General features: G+C 37.8%; 18 protein-coding genes. 1 reads left to right on the top strand and 17 read right to left on the bottom strand.

Going from position 1 to position 26,767, the window contains the following annotated elements:
• Nucleotides 1–15 precede the first annotated feature (15 nt).
• The 16 genes from essC to MW695_RS19085 all read right to left on the bottom strand — a co-directional run bounded on the left by essC (nt 16) and on the right by MW695_RS19085 (nt 23,375).
• Nucleotides 16–4,473 (bottom strand): type VII secretion protein EssC, encoded by a 4,458-nt coding sequence (gene essC, locus MW695_RS19160; protein WP_247107106.1) that lies wholly within the window; start codon nt 4,471–4,473, stop codon nt 16–18.
• Between the two features lie 37 nt (nt 4,474–4,510).
• The gene (essB, locus tag MW695_RS19155) at nt 4,511–5,776 is read right to left on the bottom strand and encodes a type VII secretion protein EssB (RefSeq protein WP_247107105.1); all 1,266 of its coding nucleotides are present in this window, start codon (nt 5,774–5,776) and stop codon (nt 4,511–4,513) included.
• Nucleotides 5,777–5,819: 43 nt separating this feature from the next.
• Nucleotides 5,820–6,071, bottom strand: a complete 252-nt coding sequence (locus tag MW695_RS19150; RefSeq protein WP_247107104.1) for an EsaB/YukD family protein — start codon at nt 6,069–6,071, stop codon at nt 5,820–5,822.
• Nucleotides 6,072–6,082: 11 nt separating this feature from the next.
• Nucleotides 6,083–6,583 carry a type VII secretion protein EssA gene (essA, locus tag MW695_RS19145; protein ID WP_247107103.1) on the bottom strand — a complete coding sequence of 167 codons (501 nt, stop codon included), beginning with the start codon at nt 6,581–6,583 and terminating at the stop codon, nt 6,083–6,085.
• Nucleotides 6,558–9,986 (bottom strand): type VII secretion protein EsaA, encoded by a 3,429-nt coding sequence (gene esaA / locus MW695_RS19140; RefSeq protein ID WP_247107102.1) that lies wholly within the window; start codon nt 9,984–9,986, stop codon nt 6,558–6,560. The genes essA and esaA overlap by 26 nt, the downstream gene beginning before the upstream one ends.
• A 235-nt stretch (nt 9,987–10,221) precedes the next feature.
• The gene (locus MW695_RS19135) at nt 10,222–10,518 is read right to left on the bottom strand and encodes a WXG100 family type VII secretion target (RefSeq protein ID WP_247107101.1); all 297 of its coding nucleotides are present in this window, start codon (nt 10,516–10,518) and stop codon (nt 10,222–10,224) included.
• Nucleotides 10,519–11,467: 949 nt separating this feature from the next.
• Complete coding sequence (locus MW695_RS19130; protein WP_247107100.1) at nt 11,468–12,226, bottom strand: sterol desaturase family protein; 759 nt, start codon at nt 12,224–12,226, stop codon at nt 11,468–11,470.
• A 257-nt stretch (nt 12,227–12,483) separates the two neighbouring features.
• Entirely contained in the window at nt 12,484–13,386 is a 903-nt protein-coding gene (locus MW695_RS19125; protein WP_247107099.1) for a sulfurtransferase, read from the bottom strand.
• Nucleotides 13,387–13,490: 104 nt separating this feature from the next.
• Nucleotides 13,491–13,634, bottom strand: a complete 144-nt coding sequence (locus MW695_RS19120) for a lmo0937 family membrane protein (RefSeq protein WP_247107098.1) — start codon at nt 13,632–13,634, stop codon at nt 13,491–13,493.
• 594 nt (nt 13,635–14,228) lie between these two features.
• Nucleotides 14,229–14,408 (bottom strand): hypothetical protein, encoded by a 180-nt coding sequence (locus MW695_RS19115; protein WP_247107097.1) that lies wholly within the window; start codon nt 14,406–14,408, stop codon nt 14,229–14,231.
• Nucleotides 14,409–14,524: 116 nt separating this feature from the next.
• Entirely contained in the window at nt 14,525–15,928 is a 1,404-nt protein-coding gene (locus tag MW695_RS19110) for a sodium/glutamate symporter (protein WP_247107096.1), read from the bottom strand.
• A 137-nt stretch (nt 15,929–16,065) separates the two neighbouring features.
• A complete protein-coding gene (locus MW695_RS19105; protein ID WP_247107095.1) occupies nt 16,066–16,518 on the bottom strand; it encodes a hypothetical protein in 453 nt (150 codons plus the stop codon).
• Between the two features lie 456 nt (nt 16,519–16,974).
• Nucleotides 16,975–18,111, bottom strand: coding sequence for an FAD-dependent monooxygenase (locus MW695_RS19100; RefSeq protein WP_247107094.1), 1,137 nt, complete (start codon nt 18,109–18,111; stop codon nt 16,975–16,977).
• 32 nt (nt 18,112–18,143) lie between these two features.
• Nucleotides 18,144–18,560 carry a DUF3995 domain-containing protein gene (locus MW695_RS19095; protein ID WP_247107093.1) on the bottom strand — a complete coding sequence of 139 codons (417 nt, stop codon included), beginning with the start codon at nt 18,558–18,560 and terminating at the stop codon, nt 18,144–18,146.
• 33 nt (nt 18,561–18,593) lie between these two features.
• Nucleotides 18,594–19,172 (bottom strand): TetR/AcrR family transcriptional regulator, encoded by a 579-nt coding sequence (locus tag MW695_RS19090; RefSeq protein WP_247107092.1) that lies wholly within the window; start codon nt 19,170–19,172, stop codon nt 18,594–18,596.
• A 534-nt stretch (nt 19,173–19,706) separates the two neighbouring features.
• Nucleotides 19,707–23,375, bottom strand: a complete 3,669-nt coding sequence (locus tag MW695_RS19085) for a glycosyl hydrolase 115 family protein (RefSeq protein WP_247107091.1) — start codon at nt 23,373–23,375, stop codon at nt 19,707–19,709.
• A gap of 183 nt (nt 23,376–23,558) precedes the next feature.
• Here MW695_RS19085 and MW695_RS19080 point away from each other — a divergent pair, with 183 nt between their 5' ends.
• A complete protein-coding gene (locus tag MW695_RS19080; protein ID WP_247107090.1) occupies nt 23,559–24,392 on the top strand; it encodes an AraC family transcriptional regulator in 834 nt (277 codons plus the stop codon).
• A 324-nt stretch (nt 24,393–24,716) separates the two neighbouring features.
• On the opposite strand, the gene MW695_RS19075 is transcribed toward MW695_RS19080, so the two are convergent.
• Nucleotides 24,717–26,627: a beta-glucoside-specific PTS transporter subunit IIABC gene (locus tag MW695_RS19075; protein ID WP_247107089.1), complete on the bottom strand. Its 1,911-nt coding sequence runs from the start codon at nt 26,625–26,627 to the stop codon at nt 24,717–24,719.
• Nucleotides 26,628–26,767: the final 140 nt, after the last annotated feature.

The raw sequence follows: 26,767 nt of genomic DNA, 5'->3' as shown, positions 1-26,767 counted from the left end.
TCTCCTCCAGCCTCCTTATTCAGGGATTTTTAATTTAATATGTTGATGATCCATCGCATAATAGCATTCATATGCGTTAGGGTACTTTTCCTTGGCAATATATGCTTGCTTAAAAATGTCTTGATCAGACAATCGCATACTAATAAGTCCAACAATGGCTTGTGTTCGAACATATTTAGCAATTGGATCAAAGCTTGTTCCAATAAAGCTATAATCTCCTGCCAAAATAAAGTAGAGTCCTAGCTTAGCTCCCTGCTCAAAGAATGTAGTCATTTCCTCTATTGTGAGCTCACTACTTTGACAGAAATCTTCTAAATCCGTTATAAAGATGAGCCAACTCGGCATTCCTTCTGTCCCTTGAGTCATTCGAATCTTGATCTCACTTAATAAATCATTTTTAACCGTCTTGTGACCTTCTGTGTCACAAATATAAGCATTCACCTCTGTTGCTACTTCGGATAACTCTTTATCACTCGTATCAAGGAGCATGAGCTGATAATCATCTTTCAGAAGCATCATATTTTTTAAGATAGACTGATTCATCCTTCTTAACCCGTCTTTACGGTCACTTACGACGATGAACTGTCCAAATTTGTTCGGAGCAAATGCCAACGGCTGAACCTCCTCAAACTCCAGACCTAGAGGAAGCTGCTGCTGATTTACAAGCTCTTTTACTTTCTTACTCTGCCTAAACTTCTCAAACTCAATGACCCCTTCTGGCATCATCGGAATCTCCTCAGGACGCTCTCCTTGCCAATATTCATCCATGCTCTTAGCAGTCGTTTGGATTGAATCGATTATTTCTAATGGCTCTGTTCCTTCAGCAGGTAGCATCGCCTGAAATAGTGCTGGCTCTTCTAGCTTCACTAGACCGCGTCCTGGAATTTCTTCAATCTCTAGTTCGGTTCTACCAATAATCGAGCGCGCTTCTGTTTGTTCAATCAGGTAAAGTGGGATTTGAGTCTTAATATTTGATAATAACGGAATGCGCATAGCCCCTTGTCGTCCTGCACTAATCGTTAAATGAACCCCAACACTTGCACCTTCACGAGCGATTTGCGTCACAAGCTTCTCGAACTCCTCAGAGAAATCCGTATCTCGAACAGTGTCAAAGTTATCAATGACGATTAATAGATTCGGTTCAACTTCCCCACTCGCCTTTTCATACATCGATAAATTAGCGACACCATACCGACTTAAAAGCTGCTTTCGTTCTTTCATGACTGTCGATAACAAACGTATCAGCTTTCCAACCTTCTCACTATCATCAACTAAAAATGTATCAGCCACATGTGGCAAACCCTTTAACGGTAACAAACCATTTGTCCCGAAATCGAGCAAGTATACATGAAAATGCTCAGGGTGATGTTGTCTGGCTAAATCCATTACAACCGTTTGTAAGAACGTCGATTTCCCGTACCCTGGACTTGAAAAGACAGCAATATGACCATCCTTTGTTAAATCTAGAGTTAACGGCTTCTGTGACTGAAGCTCAGGCTGATCGAGTAAACCAATCGTCACTTGCAACGGCCTCTTCTCTTCTTCCCAAGCCTCTTCAAAGCTAATAGGGTGAAGCTCTTCTGTCGTTAAATGCTCAGGAAGCGGTGGAAGCCACGGACGTGGCAATGGCGCAATGTCCTGTTTCGTCGTATAATCGTGAATATGATCAATCACAGCATCGAGCTCCGTAGGCACCTTCTCAACTTGTTCTTTCTGACCTAAACCACTTAAATCTTCTGTTAAGATATCATACTGCCCTAGATCATTAATCGCATAGATCGTCGTATCCACTAATTCATAATCGTCCTGATCAGGAATATAATCAGCACCACTCCATGCACTTTGGAATAGCTCATATATTTCATTATTTCCTACTTGTAAATAGGAACGACCAGGCAATGTAATTTCAGCAGCGTCTGGTGTTTTCAATATTTCATTTGAATCACTAGCATTTTGTACTTTTAACGCTAACTTAAATTTTGAATTCGACCAAATCTGATCGTCGACAACCCCACTTGGCTTTTGTGTAGCAAGAATCAAATGAATGCCCAATGATCGACCGATACGCGCCGTTGAAACAAGCTCCTTCATAAAATCAGGCTGCTCCGACTTCAACTCAGCGAACTCATCCGAAATTAAAAATAAGTGTGGCATCGGCTCTTGGACTTTCCCTTGCTTATATAGCTTTTGATATTGATTAATATGGTTTACATCGTTTTCTCCAAAAAGACGCTGGCGCTTTTGAAGCTCCGCCTTAATAGAAGCTAACGCACGCATTGATTGACTACGATCTAAATTCGTAATCGTTCCAACTAAATGCGGGAGCTTCTTAAATAAATTCGCCATTCCTCCACCTTTGTAGTCAATTAATAGAAAAGCTACTTCGTATGGATGAAAGTTAACAGCTAAAGACAAAATGTACGATTGAATAATTTCAGACTTACCTGACCCAGTTGTCCCAGCAACAAGCCCGTGTGGCCCGTGAGCCTTTTCATGAAGATTAAGCTGGACGATGTCCTCTTTTCCACGTAATCCAAGCGGAACCGCCAAGCTCTTATACGTTTCATTTGCACGCCACCTCGTTGTAACACCTAGCTCCTCCACTCGCTCAACCCCATACATTTCAAGGAACGTTACACTTTCTGGGATGGAATTCTTTAAACTTTGCAAATGATTAATCGGTGCAAGAGCACGAGACACTTCCTCCTTATCGAAATTCAACGGAAAGTGATCAGGAACAAACGCACGATTAACAAGCTCGCCTTCTTCTAAGATGATATTTCCTGTCTTAGAATCACGAATATCAATAACCGTTTTCACATGCTCTGGTAATGATTGCATGACATCTTGAACGTATAGAAGAGAAACGCCGAGCTCGCTTGGATCTTCATTAAAGAATTCCATAATCGTATGATCGAGAATGAGCTTTTCGTCCGTAATCAAGACGACATAGTGTGGGAAGAAATACGTTTTTTCATTCGTGTTCCCTTTCTCGTCGATCAATTGCTTTCGCTCCTTCAAGATCTGATACACCGAATAAAGAACTTGATCTCGTGAGCGTTCATGGTACACAAAGCCTCTTACATTCACATCACGCAGGCTTGAATGAGGAAGCCACCGCATCCAATTCCATTCTTCTTTTTCCTCTTCAGGAAATACGGTAATGAACTGAACATCATGATAGCTTTGAAACAGACCTAGCTGCATAACTAGCAGCTGTAGCTGCTCCAAGACGAGATGACGCTGTCCAATATATCCAACCGGACCTTTCATTAAGGAGGCCACGACAGGAACATCGTGTAAATCTTCATGCTGATTCAAAAGCTCTCTCGCTTCGTCTGCGAGTACATCCTTTTCTTGAGTAAACTCTTCTTCATTAAAGTCAATCTCAAAGCTTCTTTCTGCTGTTCCTAATCCTGTACGATATTGCAGAAAATCATGATGAAACATCGTTTTCTCATAGATTCTTGCATCAACTCGTACAGCCATATCTCGTATTTGTTCGATATGAGGAAAATGATAGTTCAAGGAATGCCTCTGCTCCTCGGTTATGTGATATAACTCCTTCGTCTTTCGGTGTAAGTACTCTCGATAGCTCTCTAACCGTTCCTTTGTGTCTACTTTATATTGCTTCAGGTTTTTCACATAATAAATAACTGAAATCAGAATCGTTGTCACCGTCATCGCGAGCATAACGACAATATAAATTCCTCGCGGCTGGAAAATTGTCAATAGAACAAACGCCGCAATCATCACAAGAGGAGGGACAATGGTCCGCGCTAATTGTTCACTCGGCTTTGACGGTTGCGGTGGCGGCTTAGCAATGGTCTGCTTTTTGGTTGGCTCTCGATAAATGACGCGAGGCGAGCGATGGTAATCTGGATACTCCTCACTGTAGTACGTATCCCGCTCCACCAGCTGCGTCAGCTCCGATGCTAGCTTCTCTTTGGCACCACTGACCTCCATATCCTCTGCATTGATGATGATCGAGATTCCATCTACATAGAGCTGATCTCCCGGTTCAAGCGATTGAACATGCTCCTTACATAGACCATTGTGATACACTTCACCACTATTTACCGTTAACTGAAAGAATCGATCTTCTGATGGTCGTATAAGTGAAAAATCAGCATCCGTCGATTCCAGCCGGATATCATGATGTTCACTATTTCCAAATGTCACCGCCTGAGCACCTGCTAAATCATAAACGGTTACTTCTTCTTCCTCTATAAGAAGAAACTCTATTTCCGTCGAGCCTACTTGTAATCGCGTTCGTCCATTATCAGGAAGGGCGTCCCCTTCAAGAACACACTCTTCTCCATCCCAAGTAACGACAAAAGATTCCGTTAAGCTCGTAAATGTGACCGTATCAGACCAATCATTACTTACCGTTATTTCTTTCGATATCCCTTTAGGTAAAAGACATTTGTGTAACTGCTTATCAAAAAGAATTAATAGTCTCGTCTGTTCCATGATTTTCTTCCTCTCTCAATCAGCCAAGCTTGCATCGCTACTCTTCTTCCTCTTCTTGATCAATCATTTCATCAGGCTCTGGAGCAAGCTCTTGTTCAGCATTGGCTCCTTCTACTGGAACTTCCTCTGTTACTTCCTCTTCATTCTCTTCCAAGTAGTCGTCTTCATATCGATTCAGTTCGTCTTGAAGCCTCCTTATTTCCTCATCACGTTCTGAACCACTTAATTGCGGATCATTTCGAACTTGCTCCATTTGCTTAATAAGCCCATACATAATTAATTGTGGGTCATCTATAAACATCGCCTTTTCAATCGATTCTTCAAAATAGCCACGACCATTTAAAATCCAATAGAGCAAATAATTCTCATCACTTCGTAAGCTGACATTTCTCATAATCGCTTCTTTATCTCGATTTGGTAAACTCTCAACTTGAATGTAAGAGTACGCCAAAATATATTTAGTCCGATAAGGTAACCGCTCAGGGTCTTCTCTCCGAAGAGTTGAAATGACTGCGCTATAATCTGACGACAAAAATTCACCGTGTGCAGTTAATAACTTTTCCTGATATGGGTCTTTCACAAACATGTAATAAAATAACGGTACGGCCAGCACGATAGACAACGTAATCATAATGATCGATAATTGCTTGAATAACCGAAACCGTTTCATCGGGACTGTCGTCATCGTTTTTTCCGTCTTTTGTTGCTCTTTGCGATAGCACGTCTTTATGTACGTAATTAATTCTTCTAGACTTTTTGTCTCATGAACATGTCGTTCAAACTCTGTTTCCTTCACCTTCTTTAATGAACCGTTGTATAAATCATCAAAGGTATACTGTTTAGAAAATAAGGCGAGAATGAAACATTTATATTGTTGGAAGAAGTGATCTTCTTTCACTTCATAAGGTGGTAGCAATTGACGAATCCCACGATACATAATAGACGGCATTAAATTGTCATCAAATACGACGTTATCAGGATGGAGAAAGAAAGTCGTCCGAGTTGATAAATAAGGTTTCAGCTTAGCTAAATTCCAAAGCAACCGTAGCTTTTCATTCCGTTGAAGATCCTTAATATCCTTCCATTTCTTTTTCTCATCTTCCACCACAAACGAAAACCTAAAAAGATCCTCTTCCTCTTCGATCGAGACTGGCAAAAAATAGTCCGAGGGTGTCGTAATCAGTCCCATTTGTTGAATCGTTTTCACCTTCGTTTGTGATTTGGCTAATTCTGTGCGCCACTCTTCACCTTCAATTTGAAAATGAAGCGTGAGCGAATCCAACTGAATCTTTTTTTCCTTCATAGCGTTGACTCCTTCACCTTTTCACAGACCTTCACATTCTAGTCTATAAAACTTGTAAAATATCCCCATCTGTAATCGGATAATGACTTAACATATCATCATCCGTAATAAATAATTTTTTCGTTAAAACCTTAATCGCACATAGAGAGGAATCCGTCCGCTCGATATGTAGCGTATCAGCAACGCTTAGCAGTAATTGCTTTACCGTTAATTGAACTGGAATGCGTAAGTCATATACGCCTCCACCCCAATTATGAAAATCAATCGTTACATTAATATGTGTAGACTTTGCCATCATCGACTCTCCTAATCCATAACTTGTCGCATCATCATAAATACCGCTCCGCCAATCATCGTGACAAATCCCATAATGGAGAAAAGGAGGACGTTATTAGCGCCCCCATTAGATCCATCTTCACTTGCTCGGTTTTCAGTTGTCGGAGCCGTATAGCTTTCTGTAAAAAGAGATTCTTGAACACGAGCTACCGTCGCATCTGTTTGACTTTCCATTTCAAAAATAGATTGTTGAAGGCCCTCAAGCCATTCTTCTTGCTCAAGCTGCTTCGTATCAATGATCTCTTTCGTCTCATCTCTAAACAGCTCTGGAAACACTTTCTCAAGCTCTGTTACCGTGTTCGTCTGATCGCCTTCACGATTACTTCCACTAATTCGCTCGAGATCCACATTTAACTTCCCTCTTTCCGCAGTGCTTGACTGATCCTCAGCAAGCACTGCGAACGCCGGTAGGAATAGGCTAGCGATGAGCATATAGACCATGATATTAACTAGCTTTTGAAACCTCTTCATCGTCCATCTCCTCACTTCTTTTAGAAAGGTTGAACACCAACAGATTAAGCAGAACACCTATTAAGCAAAGTACAATCAATACAAAGAATGTCGTTTGATAGTTAATCGATTCACCGAAGGCTCGAACTAGAACATTTTCAACATATTGCAATGGTGAATACGTGCGTAACCCTCCACTTGATACTGAGCCTAGTGCTCTTGTGAAGAATAAATACATACCAAATACGGCAAGTAACAAGAACATCCCAAACATCTTCAATTGTCGTAACAAATAAGTAGAAATAAGTAATATCGTTAAGACAAGAGTCGTTATTAATAGGGTCCATAACATTAATTGAGACCCTTCGATCCCTAAGCTGAATCCAGAAATGAGACCAATCGTTGCACCTTCAATTATTCCAATACCTGCTGAAATAATCGTAATAGGTGTATTTTGTGAGAAAATGGTTCGTTCCCCTTCAAATTCATCCTTTTCTAAACGGCGCTGGTGGATCGTTGAGATCACATACGCAGTAAAGAGAGCTACTATAAAGATAGTTAACACGATAAAATAAGGAGTAAATGTATCACCTGAGACGATGACTCCATCATTTTTTGTTTGAACAGGACTTGATAAGAAATCTAAAAGGTCCTCATTCTGTCTCTCACCAATTCGACTGTTGGCCAGTACTTCCGTAAAGTTCTCAGCAAACTCTTCATCCTCTACTAATTTATTCGTCATACTAGCAGAGAGCTCCTCAGCCTGACTAATTAGTTCATTTCCACTTTCTTGAATCAACGTCGCTTGATTATCAATTTCTTCAAAGGTTTGATAAACGGTCTCTGCCGTATAGAAATTACTTTGAGCTTGTTCAGAAAGAGACTCACTCGTTGCTAGCAGCGGCATGAAATCGTTACTTAATGCTAGAATCGCCTGTTGCTCTTCATTATCCGCAGCCTGCACATCAGACTGTTCATCAATTAACGCCAAGCTTCGTTCACGCCATGCGATGACTTCCTCTAACACTTCAGAAAGACTTTGATTCATGATCTGCGCCTGCTCTGTCGTTGAAACAATTTTCTCAACAAGCTGATCCATGCGGTCTTCAGCACGATTTGAACGATCATGATAGATCCTTACTTGCTCATATAGCTGTTCAATCGGCTCTCTAATTTCCGCTGTAACACCAGCTGTTACTCGTTCAACAACATAATTTGTCATTAATTCATCTAACTCTTGAACATTAAAGAGATAATAGAGAGAAGACTCTGTTGCTAAGTCAGATAAACGATTCCCTGAAAATGAATCTCTTAATTCTGGTGAACTCATATCAAGACCAAAGTAAATCTCTAATAGAGCTGATAATTTCTGATAATCACTAATTGTATGCTCAACAGCATGAATGAGCGCTTGTGTACCATCATCTAATATCGGTGACATGACGCGATGATGAATATAGTTATTGATCACTGTTACCTTTTCGATAATCGGTTCAGGCTCTTCCTCATTACCTTCGTCATTACCTTCATCGCTATCTCCATCTTGATGATCAGACTCATCGGAGTCTTCAGATTCTTCCTGATCCTCGGAGTCTCTGTCCTCTTCTATGTCTTCATCAGGCTGTTCTTCTTCTCGTCCTTCTTGATCCGAATCCTCTTCTTCCTCACGGTTGCCATTCTCTTCATCGACTTCTGGTTCCTCTTCATCTGTTCCCTCTGTTACTGTATTTGCAAGTAATGGAGCAACAGATACCTCATACCCAGCCTCTTCATCTACAAGATCAACATCAGTAATGTTTTCTTGAAGCATATCCCAACTCCAAGTTGCTGGTTGAAACACATCAATCTCACTATTAGCATCCTTCAATTGAAGCTTGATTCTTACAGTGAAGACACCTTCATCATTAGCGGGTAATTTCACTTCACCATTTTCTTGATACACTTCTGTGTAATTGACTTCATCTGATCCTGGTAATGTTAACCATAATCGCTTTAACTCATACTCATTCGGAATGGACAACGTGAAAATTTGTCCTGTCTTTTCGTTAGCTGGTAATTCAACAGAGTTGGTCATGATCACTCCGGTTTCAGCTAACCGATTTTTGATTTCTTGAATTTGCGTCGATAAAATATGGCTGTTATCTAAATCATCTGGCGAAAACTCAAAATCTGGACGTTCGCGATTGTACTTTCTTGCTGTTGCAATGACATTCGTTAATTCCAATATCATCTGTTCGGATAGACCAGAGTCATCTATATCTCGTATACTTAATGATGGTAATTGTTTAATGTGCTCTTCAATTGTACGGTTCATATTTCGATCAGGCCGTCTAAATAATGAGTTCAAGCTCGTCAACTCATTTTCGAAAGCGTTCGAGAAGATACCAGTTAAACGATCCGAAACCGTTCTTTTCATATTCGACTCAAGGGTTTCTTTTAAACTTTTTTCTAAGCTACTTACTTGCTGATTGGCTCGTTCAAAATAATCTCGCAAAAGAGCGGCATCAGAAATAATGGTTGTACTCTCTTCTTGGAGTTGAAATTGATTAAAAATCCTCTCGTTCGCACGAACAAGCTGATCTAACTGCCTTTGTGCATCTGCATCATTAATCGTGGCATTAAATTGGTTCAGAGAATCATAAAATCCTTGCGACAACGCTTGATTCGACTCTGTTAAACCCGTTACATCATTCACATTCGATACAAAGCTTTGACTTAATTCCATCTCTTCTGCCAAACGATCAGTGAATGATTCCAACGTATCCTCTAAACTACTAAAGCTACCTCGTGATACGTCTGTAAAATCCTTCACCGTATTAAACTGATTCGTATAATTAGACAATGGACTTTGAATAGCCGTATTATATGTAGCTGTATATTTCGCTTGCTCGTTCACAATATAGCCAACTTGATCCTGTGCCTCGTGCAAGTTAGTAATCACACTAGCAAAGTACACATCAATAACACGTCGATTAAAGTCATTTAATATGTCGCTTGCTGCTCTTTCAGCCTCTGCTCTAATTTCATCATTTTCTGATGCATTGATTTTATAATTTAATGTAACGGGCTCTGGGGAAATAGAATCCATAGAGAGTGCTTTTTCAGAGAAATCATTCGGAATTACAATCATCATGTCATACGTTTGTCGTTCCAAGCCGCTCTCCGCTACTCCCCGGCTGACGACAAACCAGTCATGGTTTGAGTCATGATCGACACTACGAACAAAAGCATCTCCAAAAGCCAATTGCTCATTATTAAATATCGCACCTTCATCTTCATTGACTAACGCAATCGTCATCCTATGTCCAGCATCTACGTTATTAGTCTGTGTTACTTGATTTAAAGCCAAGTAAGACAAACCAGCAGCTAGTGCAAGTACTAATAGTAAGAATGCTATTAACCGTAGCTCTATTCTTTTCATCATATATTCCTCTCCTGCAGCTTCTTCGTATTTATTCAGACATTTCTATATGGAAAATAATTCTATAATGGCAAAAAATACAATATTCTACACTGTTTTTCTAAAAAATACTCTTCATCAATCCATCCTGATTTTCAGTTACTTTCGCACTTAATAAGTATGAGCTACACAACATTTAGTCATGTAGCTCATACAAAGGTAAGTACAATCTTTAAAGCTACTTATCTCGTTAGCCGTCTTATCTAAGACCGAAATTTTGAGAAAGAGCTTCATCCTGCTGCGAAACAGCTTCAGCCGTTTTAGTAAGTTGTTCTTGAATTTCTAGCATTAAATGAGAGAAATCTTGCACACGTGGACTTAACTCTCTAAACTGATCGTCGAAGCGCTCAAATGCACGTCCTTCCCACTCACCTCTTAACTCTTCTTGTAAGTTCGATAAATCTCTTAAAATTTGATCGATTTGCTGAGAGCTCTGACCGTAACGCTTAGCCTTTGCTTGCAGCTGATCAGGAGTCATACGAATTTGGCCTGCCATGAATACTCATCTCCTTTTTTCAAAATTGGGAATCCGCTAAGTTTAAGTCATGTTTTTCCTTTTCCTTAGCCTATATTATGGTATTACTGGCAATATACAAAGTCAACGAAACTGGTAGACTTTTCTAAAAATCGATAATTAGGACTGATTCTCAAGTCTACTTATACTAAAATCAACATTTTTTTGTTCCTTTTTACCTATGAAATATATGAAAAATGTCTCTAAAATATCACCTTCTCTTGCCGACACGTGCGAAAAATTTGAAAGAAAACGCTTAATTTTTTTGTGGTAATCTGTCTAATAGCCCTTTTATTTATTGAAAATTGATGATTAGCCTCTGAATGAACGCTTCTCATAAAGGAATAAAGTCCTAATTTATTTTTTCAGTATAATATAATCCAACATTGAAGTTATGTCTGTAAAGAAGTGGATGTGTAAAACAGTCAACAAGTTTATATATACTGCAGACCGTAGACGAAACGCCTTTGAGGAAAAATTCTCAAACCAAATCATAGATAAAGTCAAAATTCATAGATTGATCTCATTTCCGAACTAGATGGAACGAACTTTTCAATCCAAACCATCTCCATTTTGCATCCGCTTATTCCAACCTTTTTGACATTTGCCTGTTCACTCCTGTCGTTTTTCAGTTATATTATAGAAAGAAACAGTCTGATGTCTCCTGATTACAGATGGTTAAAGATAAGGGGGCATTCCCTTTTTTTCCTCTATTCAAAATGTGCGTAGCCGTTGCCCGATTTTGAAAGCTTTGTAATGAGTGGAGCCATTACTCTTCTTTGTGTTACTAGAAAGTCTTTTTCAACTCCCTCCTGCGGAAAGCATGCCCCCCATCCCAGCGAGGTCGAAGCGCCGCATCGTGGCAACTACAAAAAAAAAGCCTGTCGTACATCTAATCATTTAATGTGAAGCTTTTAATTGAATAACACTATCAATCTCTTCCTTGTGGGAGCTTTCTTGCAAAATGAGACGGATAGCGCGGAGATATTGTACCAAATAGTCGATCCCATATAATCGTGTAAAAACCAAAATTATAGTGCTCTTGCTGATGATGCTGTGTATGATACGTGCTTGTCGATATCCATTTCATAACTGGATGTTTAACCCATGAGTTCGGAAACGGTTCTACTCCTAAATGTGCAATCAACCCATAGACGATATTAAAGAATAAATAGCCTGTAATCCCAACCCATGAAGCTGGATATATACATAGCACGATAATCCACAGTAGACCAAAGCCTAAGTTTTCTAATGGATTTAAGGCAAATAAAGTAATCGGCCGAGGATCTTCAAAACGATGATGCGTCCGATGAATATAAGGATACAACCATTTAACATGAGCGACTCGATGAAAGACATACATCGCAAAATCCATAATCAGCAATAAAATAAGAATATCAAGCCAAGAATGCCAGCCAAAGCTTGCGCTTAAAACAATGATATCTTTTTTCCATAAGTAATAACCTATCATTGTCACAGCTGAATTCAACAAAACCGATATACTCGCTAACACAAACTCATATGGGCGTTTCGTAACTATTTCTGCAACAGGACGTTTCATGAACCAACGAACCATCCTATTACCAATTAGCACACACATTACGAGTATGATGATATTTAATACTAAAATAATAATCGAAGCTTCCCACCATGTTGCACCTTTTAACCATTCGATTGAGCTTTTAAACATATAATGACCTCCTTTACTAGAAAAGGGTTACTGTCATATTTTAGCATATATTTGTGAATAGCTCAGAATATTCTAGTAATCGTTGTGAATAATGATAAATTGAGACAAAAAAAGAAGGTACCACAAGTATGATCAACTTATGAAAACCTCCCGTTAATGACACCAGCACAACTACATTAAACATTTCATTTTATATAACAATTATTTTGTCAAAAACAAAAGCAACTCTAAAGTTTAATTAGAGCTGCTGTGATGCTTTATTCTTCATTAGGATTTGTAATTGGTGTATGCAGATCATTTCCCCATTCTTGCCAAGATCCCTCATACATTCTTAGATGATCAAATCCCATAAGCCTTAATGTAAAGTACATATGAGATGCCCGATTGGCTTTTTGACAATAGATAATAACTTGCTTATCTTTTGTGACACCTGCTTGTTGAAGCATCCGTTCAATATCATCAGCCACTTTGAAAAAGGGCACCCCGTCTGTTAAAACTTCTTTCCACTCTATATTTACAGCTGTTGGGATATGTCCACCCCTTTTAGTACGAACATCCTCTCCTTTGTACTCTTCTCTAGAGCGAACATCCAAAATAATCTTATTTGGGTTATCTATGCCTGATTTGACATACTCTTTTTCTACTTCTATTTGCGGAGAAGTCTTTGCTTTAAAATGACTTGTTTTCACTTCGGGACCCGTTGTAGATTGCTCCCCTTCGAATGCTTCCCATGCTGCATATCCACCATTTAACACTCTTACATTATTATGACCGTAAAGCTCCAATGCATAAAAAAGTCTAGTGGCAGCTGTATCTACTCCAGCATCATAAATCACTAATTCAACTTCATTTCTAACGCCTAATGTCTTCATTAGTTCTTCAAAAGGTTTTTCTCTAATTAAATAACCCTCGACCGGATGTGTTGAATCAACTAACTTTTTCGTGTCAAATGAAAACGCACCGGGGATATGCCCTTTTCCATAACCTTCATTCCGTGTATCGATAATCATAAGGTTTGGATCGTTCAGTCTCTCTGCTAGTTCCTCCACACCTATTAGTAATTGTTGATTAGGATACGTCACTTCACTAGCAGCCCCTTCCATCGTTAAATATGTAGATAAGATAAAGCACGCAATTAAAATAAATAGAAACTTCCTCATTATACTCACTCCTTGAACCCTTTCTATTGCTCTTATTATGGCCCAAGAAATTAAATTAAATCATTGAAAAAAGCAAGCGTCCTAAATTAGAACGCTTGCTACATTTAGGCTCTTCTGCCTGTTAAGAGTTGAATGATAAAGACGACTAATGCGACCACTAAAAGTAAGTGGATTAGTCCTCCTCCAACTTCAAAGGAGAATCCAAGTATCCATAATACAAATATCACAATTAATACTGTCCATAACATAACTCCTTCACACCTTTCATTAACATTTTAATGCTATTTGTCTTGTACTTATTTAATGCCCGCGAAGGAGCGCAACGAAACTTTTTTTTAGAAAATAGGCTAAATAGCACCGACTAACGATCGTTTACTCTCTCTAAATAGAACCTTCTAACTAGTTACATAATCAAGAAAAGTGGGTAAGTGATATGCTACCTTCTTACTCATTTTAAAAGAATACACTTCATCTACCTCTAAACAAAAAGAAAAACGCATAAACAAGTAAAGTTGTCAGCGCTTTTCTGCAATACCATTTCATTGTGTTAAATTAGTAATTAGTTAACCGTGGATTTCTGCGCTCTTCAAATGAGGCTGAACATAACAAAAGTGATTAGCTGATAATCCGAACATCTAGAGAACATAACGTCTGAAATATGCGTAGACTCCTGCAGGATGATACGCGAGGCCACTGAAAAGTAAAGGTGAAAACCCGCTGTGCGTAACACGAGGAGGCTCATTAGCTTCCCGCGGAAAGCGAAGAATATTTCAGGAGCTGTTTATGTGCACCGCTGTTTATTTGTTCGGTTTCTCATTTATTAAAACACTTTTGTCACAGCTTCAGCGTTCTTCAATGACAAATCGCGTCACATTATCCATATTTACATACTCACTTTTCGCATCGAACCATTTAGCATTCTGAATTTTATCCACTTGTTGATGTAGTTCATACCCAGTTTCAACTTCGAAAACGAAATTTTCTCCACCATTAAAATAAAATGTAAGTTTATATGTGTTCATTCTTAATCCCTCCTAGTTTGACATATTCCCGAACAGTTTCAACTTTAATCGTCGAATTTCTAGAAAAATGTAATAGGAACCATGATTAGATTGTTATATTTTTTGCTTACAACAAGCTAATTTGTAGATTTCTTTCCAAAATACAATAGACCTAAAATAAGCCATCCAGTCATAATGACAAAAGCAAAAATAAGGGTAAGGACTGGACCAAATGCTACAATAAGTGGCACCGAAGCAGCTGTTACAATTCCTCCGCCTACTATGAAATCTAGCATCAATTGTTTATAACTAAACCCTTCTTTTGCTGGGCTCTCCGCTTTAGGATCTGCCAAATTAATTAACAATAGACCAGCAGCGCTCATTCCCATGGCCTGACCTAAATCTCCAATGGCCCGTTCAAACCAATAATTAGGCATAATTTGAGGTGCTATAAAAATAAAAGCAATTACGTTCCACCCTATTGCAGCAATTGCCATAATGAAGAAAGGAACCAGATGCTCACCGATGACTGCCAATGATAAGGTTGCGATAGCTGATACAATAAGTAAATCGAGAGCAAATCCTTGGATACGTGTAACAAGATCTCGATCCAATATCGATTTTTTAATAAATTTATTTAATATAATCTGTACAATGACTGCACCAACCATTGCTAACGGAAATAAAGGCAGATGTACAAAAAGTTCGATACTCTCAGCCCATAAAGCTTCCTCAATCAATATAAACCCTTCTAAAAGCATATACCCAATGGCAATAGCTAAACCAATATAAGCAAAGTGCACAGTCATTGTTTCAATCACTTCAGATCGGGTTGTCTGGTTTCCAGCAGACATTTCTTGTTGATCTTCTTTCTTGATCAGTCCTTTCTTTTGTTCATCTGAAATGTCATCTGGACTATTTAAAATTTCTGTTTTCCCTTTTCGAGCAGCCCAATTAATCAAAATAATCCCTAGTAAAACACCCGTCAGTACTCCAACAGTCGCTAAGCCAATTGCTAAGTCTCTTCCTTCCTCGAAACCAACCCCGCTAAATGTACCCGATAATCCCGCAGCTGTTCCATGTCCACCAACAAAGCTAATTTCAAGCAAAGCTCCGGCAGCTGGATTCATCCCAAATATCGGAGTTAAAACCACTAAAGCTAAAGTAATCCCAACCACATACTGACCCCATGAAAGAAAATGAGCAAACGTTATTTGAGGACCAGCAGTGCCCCAAATTTTCTTTATATTTGGGATGGTCTTCCCTAGAAATAAGGAAGCAAAGATCACACTAATTAGCAGCTCAGGTAAAACACTCCACACCTCAATCATCGATTCAGGAAAAACTCCCTCTCCCTCAAATAACCCTAAATCAAACTGACCAAGGACTTCAGGACCAAGCAATAGACCAATGAGTCCTGCAAGAATCGAGCTTGGGAGGAAGATAGATTGAAGAAACGGTACAGCTAGGCGAATCCATTTGGCGATAATAAGTAAAATGCCTAGAATAATAAAACTAAATCCTACAACCTCTGCTGACATATAAACGAAGGACTCCTCTCTTTTATCTCGTTAAGGAGATATTTCCTAAAAATAAAAATTTTAAACGTTCTCATAACAAGAGCCTTCATTATGTAAACCAGTTTGTATTTTTTTGGTTTCGTTGCTGCTCATTTTTATCAGTAACTTTTAGAGGCACACATAGCCATACAAACGGAAAGGCTATTAATGCTAACAAAGCAAAGAAGCTTGTCACGAACGACACAAAAAGCTAATTGATTTAAGGATTCGTTGTAGCCTACACATATATCCATACGAAGAACTATATGAACGGCCACTTCATGAACAATCTGATTTACTTCTCGGCGAACAACTGGCAGATGAAAGCATGATCTACACATATCTCTCTTCCTTAAGGGGAAGCCAAAGTCTTGCTTCTCATCACTTGTCAGATCAAGTGATTCAACAATTGGATGACGCTTTTCTCGAAAAGAAAAATATACTTGATTGTCTTGAAGCTTTTCAGCAAATAGAGGAACAATTAAGTCAGTCACATCATCTAATTTATTTATACCGATTGCAGCAATTTGCCATCCATGAAAAGCACTTGGAGAATATCCAACTGAATGCATTAGGCTGGGTTGATTATACAAAACTTTGGTATAAGAGTTCTCCCAAAAATCCAGAGTAATACCTATAAGAAGAATTCACCCTATTGTATTGTTCTTATTCACTCTTACTAGAAGCCATTTTTTTACTCCATAAAGCCTTTTTTATAGTCAATCTAGTCAACAAAAACAGGCCTTGCTCATGTCCTATGACACTGCAAGACCTATTGGGGAGTGGCTTATTACATCATGCTACCTCTATGGTGTATCTTTAACTACGTGCAAAAAGAGTCCGGTATATCAACCATTTGTTAAATTAATGCTGTAGCATCTAGATGAAAATCTAGTTCCCACTTTTCACATAACCATACTCTTGTAGCATTTCGGGCCATGGCAGTAGCCATTTTGCTCCGAGAACCTTCTTACTTTCAATCTCTGGTGTTCTGGTTGAACGTAGAAATCATCTAAAATTCTCTCCAATTAGACTTTATGACCGATAATTCTATACATCATATTACTGTTTTTTTGAATCGAATATCCGTTTTTAACAAGCATGTTTCTCGCATGACTCATTAATGTATTTTCTATTTGTGTAACCTTACCGTACACCCACGAACTGTTTACAATGAACTTAGCCCTTTTTATCCGCTTTTTTTCAAAGTTCTTTATGGCTTCAGAAATGGAGGTGCTTTGCTCTAGCTTTTTTGCTAGGATGACAGAATCCTCCAATGCCAAACATGCTCCCTGTCCTAAATTAGGTGTCGTAGCGTGTGCTGCATCACCTATGAGTACCATTCTGCCTTTTGACCAATTCTGTAAAGGTTTTAGGTCATAAATAGCCTTTCTCGTGATGTCCTTTTCCGGAGTTGCTTTAATTACGGTTGATACGGGTTCGGCAAATCGTCTATACATATGAGCTAGCTCTTCTTTAGATACATCCACTTTCAAAAGGTTTTCTGATGTATTTCTTGTCGCAAACCAATAGACAATCGAACTTGATACAGGAACAAACCCAAACCTCAGCCCTTTCCCCCAAGCTTCAAACGTAAAACCAGATTTCGTATATGGGGCCGTACCTCTCCAAGCTTCATATCCACTAAAGCGTAAGACACTATTAGGAAATAAGTGATTTCTGACTGATGAATGAATCCCATCTGCTCCTACTAAAAATGCCCCTGTTTCTTCATGACCATTTTCAAAGCGGGCGGTAACTTCTTCGTTATTTTCTTGTAGTTCTACTAGCTTATAGCCTAATTTCATTTCTGTATTCTCCAAGTTATTAGCTAGTAAATGGTGAAGTTTCGTTCGTAAAATACCAACAGTATGAGTCCCATACGTAGTTGCAAGCTCTTCTAAGAGGATTGTCGCTAATGTTTTTCCTGAGGATGTTAAAAGGGCTGATTCCTTCATGATTTTGCTGTTTTGATACGTTTCTTCTAGTAAATCCATAAAATGAAGGGCATCCGTTCCATTAGACCATAAGGTTAGACCCCCACCTTCATTACGAAAACGATCTGACTTTTCAAAGATAACTGGTGCATATCCAATTCTTTCGAGCATAAGGGCACTTGCTAAACCGCTAATCCCAGCTCCAATAATAAGTACTTTATTATTCATGATTTACCCCATTTCACTAACGTGATAAAATCCTACAACCACACGAATAAAAGCGTAATCGCTAGATACAAACAAAGAGGGCTATAGTATCTTGTATCATACTTTGCGAAAACAGAATCCTTCATTTTTTTTGTAAATCCCAAGTATTTAAAATCACCAATTGCTCTTAAAAAGAACACAAAGGTAAATATTATACAGAATACTTTCGACAGGACATTAGGTTGAAGAAAAGGAGTTGCCCCAAATTGAACGAGTAACATGAATCCAACAAGCAATAATCCAAAGGCTACAATGAATGTTTCTATTAACCTAGGAGTAAACAATGCCGCGCCTTCTTTTTTCTCGGGTAATACCGCAGTTAGACCTCGCCTTCCACCAAATAACCAATAAAAATGGATCAAACTAATAAACGTTAACGCTGCTACAGAAGAATAGACTAAAAATGACATGATACCCTCGTCCCCTCTTTATAACCTGTTGGTTTATTGTGGTGCAATTCCTTTCCATACGATTTCAAATTGTGTATGAAAGATCTCTTTTAAATCTTCATTTGTTCCCGCGATCGACCATGTCATAAGTGAATTGAAGTATATTCCTACCAACACAGAAGCAATATGCTTGGGCTCAGTATCACTCTGAAACAAGCCTTTTTGTATTGATTCATCAATGACAGATGTTAGAACCTCATGAAACTTCAATATATTAGATGATTCCTCCTTTAAAGCTGCTCGAATGGCTTCAGACAAGGTTAATTGTAATAACTCCCCATGTTCCTCATAAACTGTGAACATTTCATCAAAAATGAGCTTTAACCTTTCCTTTAGATTTTTCTCATGTTTCTTTTGGATTACTTCCATAATCAAGTCGTTTTGTGTTTGGCCTAAATGTACTAACACATGTTCTTTTTTCGGGAAATACCTAAAGAACGTACCCTTCGCAATTCCACAAGTTGACACAATTTTATCAACGGTGACATTGTCGTATCCATACTCCTTAAACAGTTTAATGGACGTTAAAAATATCTTCTCTTTTAGTTCTTTTTTTCGTTCATGTCTTAACATTTTACACACTCCAATATAAAATGACCATAGTCATTTTGTGACTATGGTCATTTTATCATTATTTTTATACTATTTAAAGTGCTTTTTGCTCATATGAATAGAAAGATTCTCTATTCTTTCATTTTATTTAACTCCTACCCTTTTATAGGAAACGCTTTCAATAAAATAATAGCAAATATTTCGAATATAAAGAATGTAAAAACAAGTAGATACTGTTTAAAAATTATTGTTATAAATTTTGGTTAGGTTACTCCTGCTTTTTCTTTTGGTTCAACAATAATAACTTATTATTTCCCCTGCCATTCACATAAGATTTCTTCTATGCTGCTGATACTGGACCTGAATTCCAGGGTGCACCACATGCTCTGTAATAATAAATGGAAAGAACATAAAATGTACGATTCACATACATATATTAAATATCCTAGTAAGCCAAAAAGCTGACTTACTAGGATATCTGATGAAAGTATAAAAATCGTTCAGCTCTTTCTACGTTAAAGCTAAGCAAACAAACCTTTGCTAACATGTATAATCTTATTGACTAACTCTCTCTGAGTCCTTCCAAGATGCATCATTCGGTGCATTTTCATCACCTTTTGTCAGATATATTCTATCAATTCTTAGACCAGACTTACCAGCATATATGGCAAAATCATGAATACCTTCATCAATATCTAGCTCAGACAAAAGTGTCCAAAACCAAATTTGTTTTGTACTATAGGTGTATAACCTTCCCTTGGAGAACTGCTCGTCATAAGGCTGAACGGTCCCATCTAAACCAATGTAACAAGAATCTGAAAAATTTTCATCAAATTTAATCAACATCCATACACGATATGTTCCTAGATCCGTCACTTTTATCTTGTAATGAAGGGAAGGGGCATCCAACGCATTCAACCAGCTTAACCCACTCTTTCTGATATACATAGCCATTCCGCTAGATCCGTTTGTCTCAGCTTGTGTATGTGTCCATTCAATCTCTTCATGACCAGAGCTTTTTTGTGTATAAGCATAATTTGATTGTTCAAGAGCATATTCTGCTTCAATTGCGATAACACCATTATTTTCAATAAAATATCCAGATCCAAATTCAGGAATAACATTTTTATATCCAAGTGGGTCAGGAATATATCTAGAAGCACCCTTTTGAAATTGCGGATATTCTTCGTTCAACATATATAACCTATCATAATTCCAAAAATCAATTCCTGCATATACAAGGTTTGGTAACGGTGCAGTACCCGCTTTCATACTATATATATTCGTACATAATTTTTCCATATCTGATACGGTACATTCTGGAATCGTTTTGAAATGACTATTTCTCTCTACTTGGCTATTACCTATAAAATAACTTTCAACCGGTCCGAGGTTACATACCTGCGACTGTAAAATTGAGCTATTCTGATCCAAATTCTCTGGAGATAAACGCGTCATATCCTTATCTGTATACATAACAAATTTACTGATCGTTACATACCGATCGATCATATGAATAGTTAATTTATGAACGCCACTATTCAAAAATGGTAATGACACATAAAGCTTTTCACCATTATTCAATACAGCATTTCTCCAGTTCCCACGCCATTCATCATTCGTTTCAGTTTCAATGATTATAGGCTCCAAATCATCTATTGATACAGCAAAACGAATTTTTCCAGTTGCATCCAAAGTTAAAAAGCGATGAATTTCCAGTAAAAAATGCCCTTTACTTTTTAGTAGAAATGGATACGTTACGGAAGCATGATTCTTTACATCAATCTCGTCAGGATAACCACCACCGGCAGCTTCTATCACACTTCCATCCATTCTTCCTATATCCTTAATGATTTGCCATTGATTATCATTTGAATGACTTTCAGAAGTAAAATGGTCAGCCTTCATAGAAACAAAACCGTCAGCTTCAACATATCCTTGGAAGTGCTCCGGAATATCCTCCCTTTTTTGTGCAAATACATCAATCTGATACTTATCATCAAGTGATGTTTTTATCACAATTTTGCCCTTTTTCTCTTCGTTACCACACTTTTCTTTTAATTTAACTAGAATTCTTTTTTCATCGATGACCGTACCTACATCCTCTGAGACTTCGACCCAGTCATTGCATGAACTTAGATCCACAGTAAAATCAAAACGCTCTGCTCCAGTGTTAAAAATCTCAAACCATTTTACACTCGTACCATAGGAATCAAATGTAATCTTTTGATTCGTTTCAGGTGTGCGCTCACCCCATACAATAATATTTGATCCAGGTTGTTCAATTTTTAATGCAGGGGTACCTGCTGGATACATCGCGGTTGGCGGTGGTGAAAAGCTTTCTGGTGTCAGGATTTTATCCCACTTTCCACCGGACATTATTTTATTATAGAAATGAAGCATACATCTTCTATACTCCATCACCTTTCTAGACTTTTCTATATACGTGTCTGCTGACTGCATTTTTCCTTGTTCATAACTGAGATGGCTTCGATCTGCATAATAAAACTCTGCATTCGCATAATAAGATGCATGAATCTTCATTAGAAAAAGTTGAAAGAAGGAGTCCCGCTCATTTTGAGGCAGGTCGAAATATAATTCATTCGCTTCATCGTATATTTCTTTTAACTGATTCACTCTTAAACCCGCTTCATCTCCATAAATGGTTTGTGAAAATTTGTCTCCAGCCAGGTGTTCAATCTTACATACGTTTGTTATCTGGGTAAAACGTTTATATAAACTCGCTGCTTTCTTTCCGTAATTACCTGTGAAATTAAAATCAATCCACTTCTCAGTAAACAATCGTGTATCTTTCGTTACAGCGCTTTCATTTCCTGCTTCCCAACCATAAGTCAAAAAGTACTCAATATCCTGTTCAAGTGGCTTAAGGGCACCGACATTAAGAACCCATAATTTCCGAATTCCATTTTCGTAGCACTTCTTCATTTCGTTTCCAGTATGCGCCAGTGGTATCGAGTTGATGTACAAATAACTCATACCAGGATGCGCCCAATAAGAACTATGGAAATATACCCCATGGCCACCTGAACGTTTCCGCTCTTTTGCATCAGGGTATCTTCTCATATAACCAAAATTATCATCGACCCAGATAAGCGTAACATCATCCGGCAACTCTAAACCTGCGTCATATAAAGGAAGAACTTCCTTATAGGGGATAAATGTCTGTAACGATGTTTCGGCATTCTCTTTTCCTAATACTTCCCCTAAAATCTTTCTTTGATCCTTGATGATATTACCTAGAAGCTTTACCTTTTCCTGCTCTTTTTCTTCCATATTAAGATTTGGATTATGATCAATCGCATCCGTCTTAAACCCGTAATCATGTACGCCTCTCATTCCGACCGTATAACATACTTCATAATCTTTGTTCTGTTCCACGCTTTCACGCCAGTATTCTTTCAATATTTCACGGTGTCTTCCTGGAATAGAGTAATCGTAACTTATCCCTTCATATCCTTTTTTCTTAAGCCATGGTTCCCATTCATTTTGATTACTACGAAGAAGCATGTCACAGTGTGACGTCCCGACAACAATTCCCATTTCTTCTGCTAATCGTCCATTTTCCGGGTCCTCATTAAAGTAATTCACATGCATAGCCGGCCATATATAATTTGCTTTTAATCTTAATAGCAGTTCAAATATATGAACATATGTTTCAGGACCTATTGTATGATCATTTGTATGTTCTTTTGCCCATGCTTCAAGCTGCTCCTCATCGTTCAAGAAGATCCCTCTATATTGTACTGATGGATAGGATGATGTTTTAAATTCTTTATCTATTACAATAGAATCAAGCTTTTTAACAGGAACATCCGCAAAGAAATGCCATGGTGAAACACCTATCATTTTTGAGAATTCATATATGCCAAAGATAGTTCCTCTTCTATCTGTTCCTATAATGTATAAAATCCCATCCTTCTCTTGGATGAGGTACCCTTCCCACCTGTAGTTTCCTTCACCATCCAGTAGGCATTCCGTATCTATTTCCTTATCTTTGAGTCGTTTTTCCATTGCTTTATTATTCGCAATGGTCCCTATAGCCACTTTACCTTCTCTATCTGAAACTTCTGCCATACCTCCACATACTTGATTGATATCTTTTGTAAGATTATGAGCAGCAATTCTCACAGCTGGAAGTTCATTCTGTGCTAAATAGATGTTTATCTTTTGTTCACGACTACAAATTAATGTTTTACCCTCCATACTTTTCATTCCCTTCTTCACTATAGTGCAAAACCTAAAATTCATCATTACTAGTGATAAACCCATTATAATTAAATACTATTTACATTAAAATTGCATATAATTGAAAATATATTGCATCTAGTCTCATGTCATCCTATACTAGGTGTAATCATTATTTGACTCTAACAAAAGAGGTTTTGTATGAATTTTCAAGATTATTATAAAGATCATCAGCTATTTTTTCATAAAAACTGTGACATGCCACCACATCCCCAAAAATATGGAATGCACGCTCATGAGATTTATGAGTTTTATTATCTATTATCAGGAAAAGGGACTTTTACAGTAGAAGGGAATACATACTTTCTAAATCCTAATAGTATTATGCTCATGCGTTCAAATGAAGCTCATTATGTAAAGATGGATCGTAATCTTCCATATGAACGAATTGTACTTCATTTTTTCCCACAGTTTTTAGATCACTTTGATCCAAATAAAATATTACTTGCTCCTTTTGACAACCGGGCTTTGGGAATTAATAATTACTATCCACCCGGAACTTTTTCTAATCAATTAGTTCGTTCGTGCCTTAATAATATACTCGACGTTAAAAATAATGACTACCAAAAAAGAGTGGCTATTATAACGAATCTTCTTACAATCTTAAATGAATTGAATAAAAGCTTTCATCATGAACATCCACAATTGTTATTTACATCTCAAAGTTCGCAAATGACCGAAGTGATTACCTACATAAATGAACATCTATTTGAAAATATAAGTATCGAAAGTATTTGCAAGCAATTTCATATCAGCAAATCTCAGTTAAATATCTTATTCAAAAAAGCGACTAATACAACCGTTTGGAAATATATAACGACTAAACGATTGATCAGTGCTAGACATTTGCTTTACGACGGTGTTCCTGCTTCTGAGGCAAGCGTGCAATGTGGCTTTAAGGAATATTCGACATTTTACCGAAGATACAGAGATTTCTTTGGTACTTCTCCTCAAGATGATATTGATAAGGTATAACTAGTTTATTCCTATTCGTTTAATTTAACGTTAATTAGAGAAGTGAAATTGGTAGCAAAGCGATTAAAGCTAGCTAGATAAGAGAACACAATCATGAAATGGATATAAGTGCTCCAAAATAAAGAAAATAGCTACTCAGTATGTGTCTACTACGACAAAAAGACGACCACTGCTTAAACGTGATCGTCTCTCCTAATTTTCAACAGGATATGTGTACGGCGCAGTATATGGATCTGTTGTTTTTTCGTCATTTCTTATTCAACATAAGCACCCATTAAAAACGGTAAGTATAGAGGGGCCCATAAATAGTGCTAACTTCATTAACTATTTACTTACTGCTTTTAGCAGGCTATCACCAGTTTCTATTTTTTCCGTTCTTGTAGGAATAAGTTCACTATAGTTGTCACTATTTGTTATAAGGACAGGAGTAACTACAGAATATCCTGCTTGTTTGATTTGATCAATATCAAAGTCGATAAGTTGTTGGCCTATTTCAACCCTATCTCCTTGCTGAACATAGGAATGAAAGAACTTCCCTTCTAACTGTACTGTATCCAATCCAATGTGTATTAAGATTTCAGTACCATTATCAGTTGTTATTCCAACCGCATGATTCGTTGGGAATAGTGCAGAAACGGTCCCTGAAACGGGTGAAACTAACTTTCCTTCAGTTGGATCAATGGCAAGTCCTTTCCCAAGTGCCCCAATCGAAAAAGCCTCATCTTTCACTTCTGACAGTAACATCACATTTCCTTTAAGAGGGCTTGATATGTCCTCATTCTTGTTCTGTGTGACATTCTTATTGTTTTCTTTGTCGTTATTTGAATCCTCAACATTCTGTCCTTTTTTAAAGCCAAAGAAATAAGTAAGAATAAAGCCCAATACTAAATTTGAAACCATTGCGATGATTCCACCCCAAAAACCTATGTCAATACCTTCAGGTCCAATTTTAGATGGAATTCCAAAAATTCCAAGTCCACCTAACATATATACTCTAGTGTCCATTAATGCCATAATTGCCCCACCAATAGCAGAGGTAATAAGGGTGATAATGAATGGTCGTTTTAACGGTAATGTAATCCCGTAAATTGCTGGCTCTGAGACTCCAAATATACTGGAAATAGCCGCTGGGATACTCAATGTTTTATACTTTTGCTGTTTTGCTTTTACCATTACTCCAAGTACAACACCAGTTGTTGCCAGAGATGTAGCAGATATATAGGCTAATAAAGGATCTGAACCAAATACGCTTAAGTTATTAAGTCCAATTGGAACAAGTCCCCAATGAAGTCCAAACATAACAAATACTTGCCACAATCCACCAAGTATAAAACCAGCTAAAACAGGACTAAAATCAAATACCCACATAGAACTGTTCCCCATAATCATTCCTAACCATGTAGCAAGTGGACCTATTACAATAAATGTTAGTGGAACAATGATTAATAAAGTGAAAAACGGAACTAAAAACGACTTGACTACATCCGGTATTACTTTTGTAAGCCATTTTTCTACCTTTGCAGCAAAATAAGTAGCAATGATAATTGGAATAACTGATGATGAATAAGTCATTAGAATAACTGGTATTTCAAGGAATGTAATATGAACTGGCGATTGAAACATGTTTCCTTCAAACAATGTGTAAAGTGGATCTCCAGCCGTTAGAGTACTTAATGCTGGGTAAACTAAAGCAGCACCTATTGCCATCCCAACAAATTGATTTCCACCAAATTTTTTCATCGCTGTATAACCTAGAAAAATAGGGAGGAAGTAGAAGAAACCATCGCCTACAGCTTGTAAAATTTGATATGTCCCACTTGAATTTTGATACCAGCCTAATGCAAGAAACAGGGCGTTAAATCCTTTAATCATCCCGGTGGCGGCTAATACTCCTAAAATTGGGGCGAATATCCCAGAGATAATATCAATAAATTTATTGAATAAACTTTGTGGTTCGCCATTCTCTTCATCTTTTGCTGACTGAGCTTCAAACCCACCAACATCTAGTACTGCTTTAAAGACATCAGGCACATGGTTTCCAATGACCACTTGATACTGGCCACCGCTCTTCATAACAGTAACGACACCATCCATATCTTTTAATACATCTGTATTTGCCTTACTTTCGTCTTTCAACTTAAAACGCAAACGTGTAACACAATGAACAACACTGATAACATTTTCTTTTCCGCCGACATTTTTTATAATGTCTTTTGCCAATTGTTCATATTTCATCTCTAAACCTTCTTTCTCTTATTTATTTTTTAAACCAAAGATAGTCCAACCACAAATGGTATGATTATGGGCAACCCACATTTTGCAAACGCTTTCCCATTACCGTTTAATAACCTAATTGAGATCTATGGTTTACTGAG

The organism is Halalkalibacter sp. APA_J-10(15), from assembly GCF_023017105.1.
Taxonomy (GTDB): Bacteria; Bacillota; Bacilli; order Bacillales; family Bacillaceae_D; genus Halalkalibacter.
The sequence above is the reverse complement of the archived record's forward strand: the minus strand, read 5'-3'. Positions and strand labels throughout refer to the sequence as shown.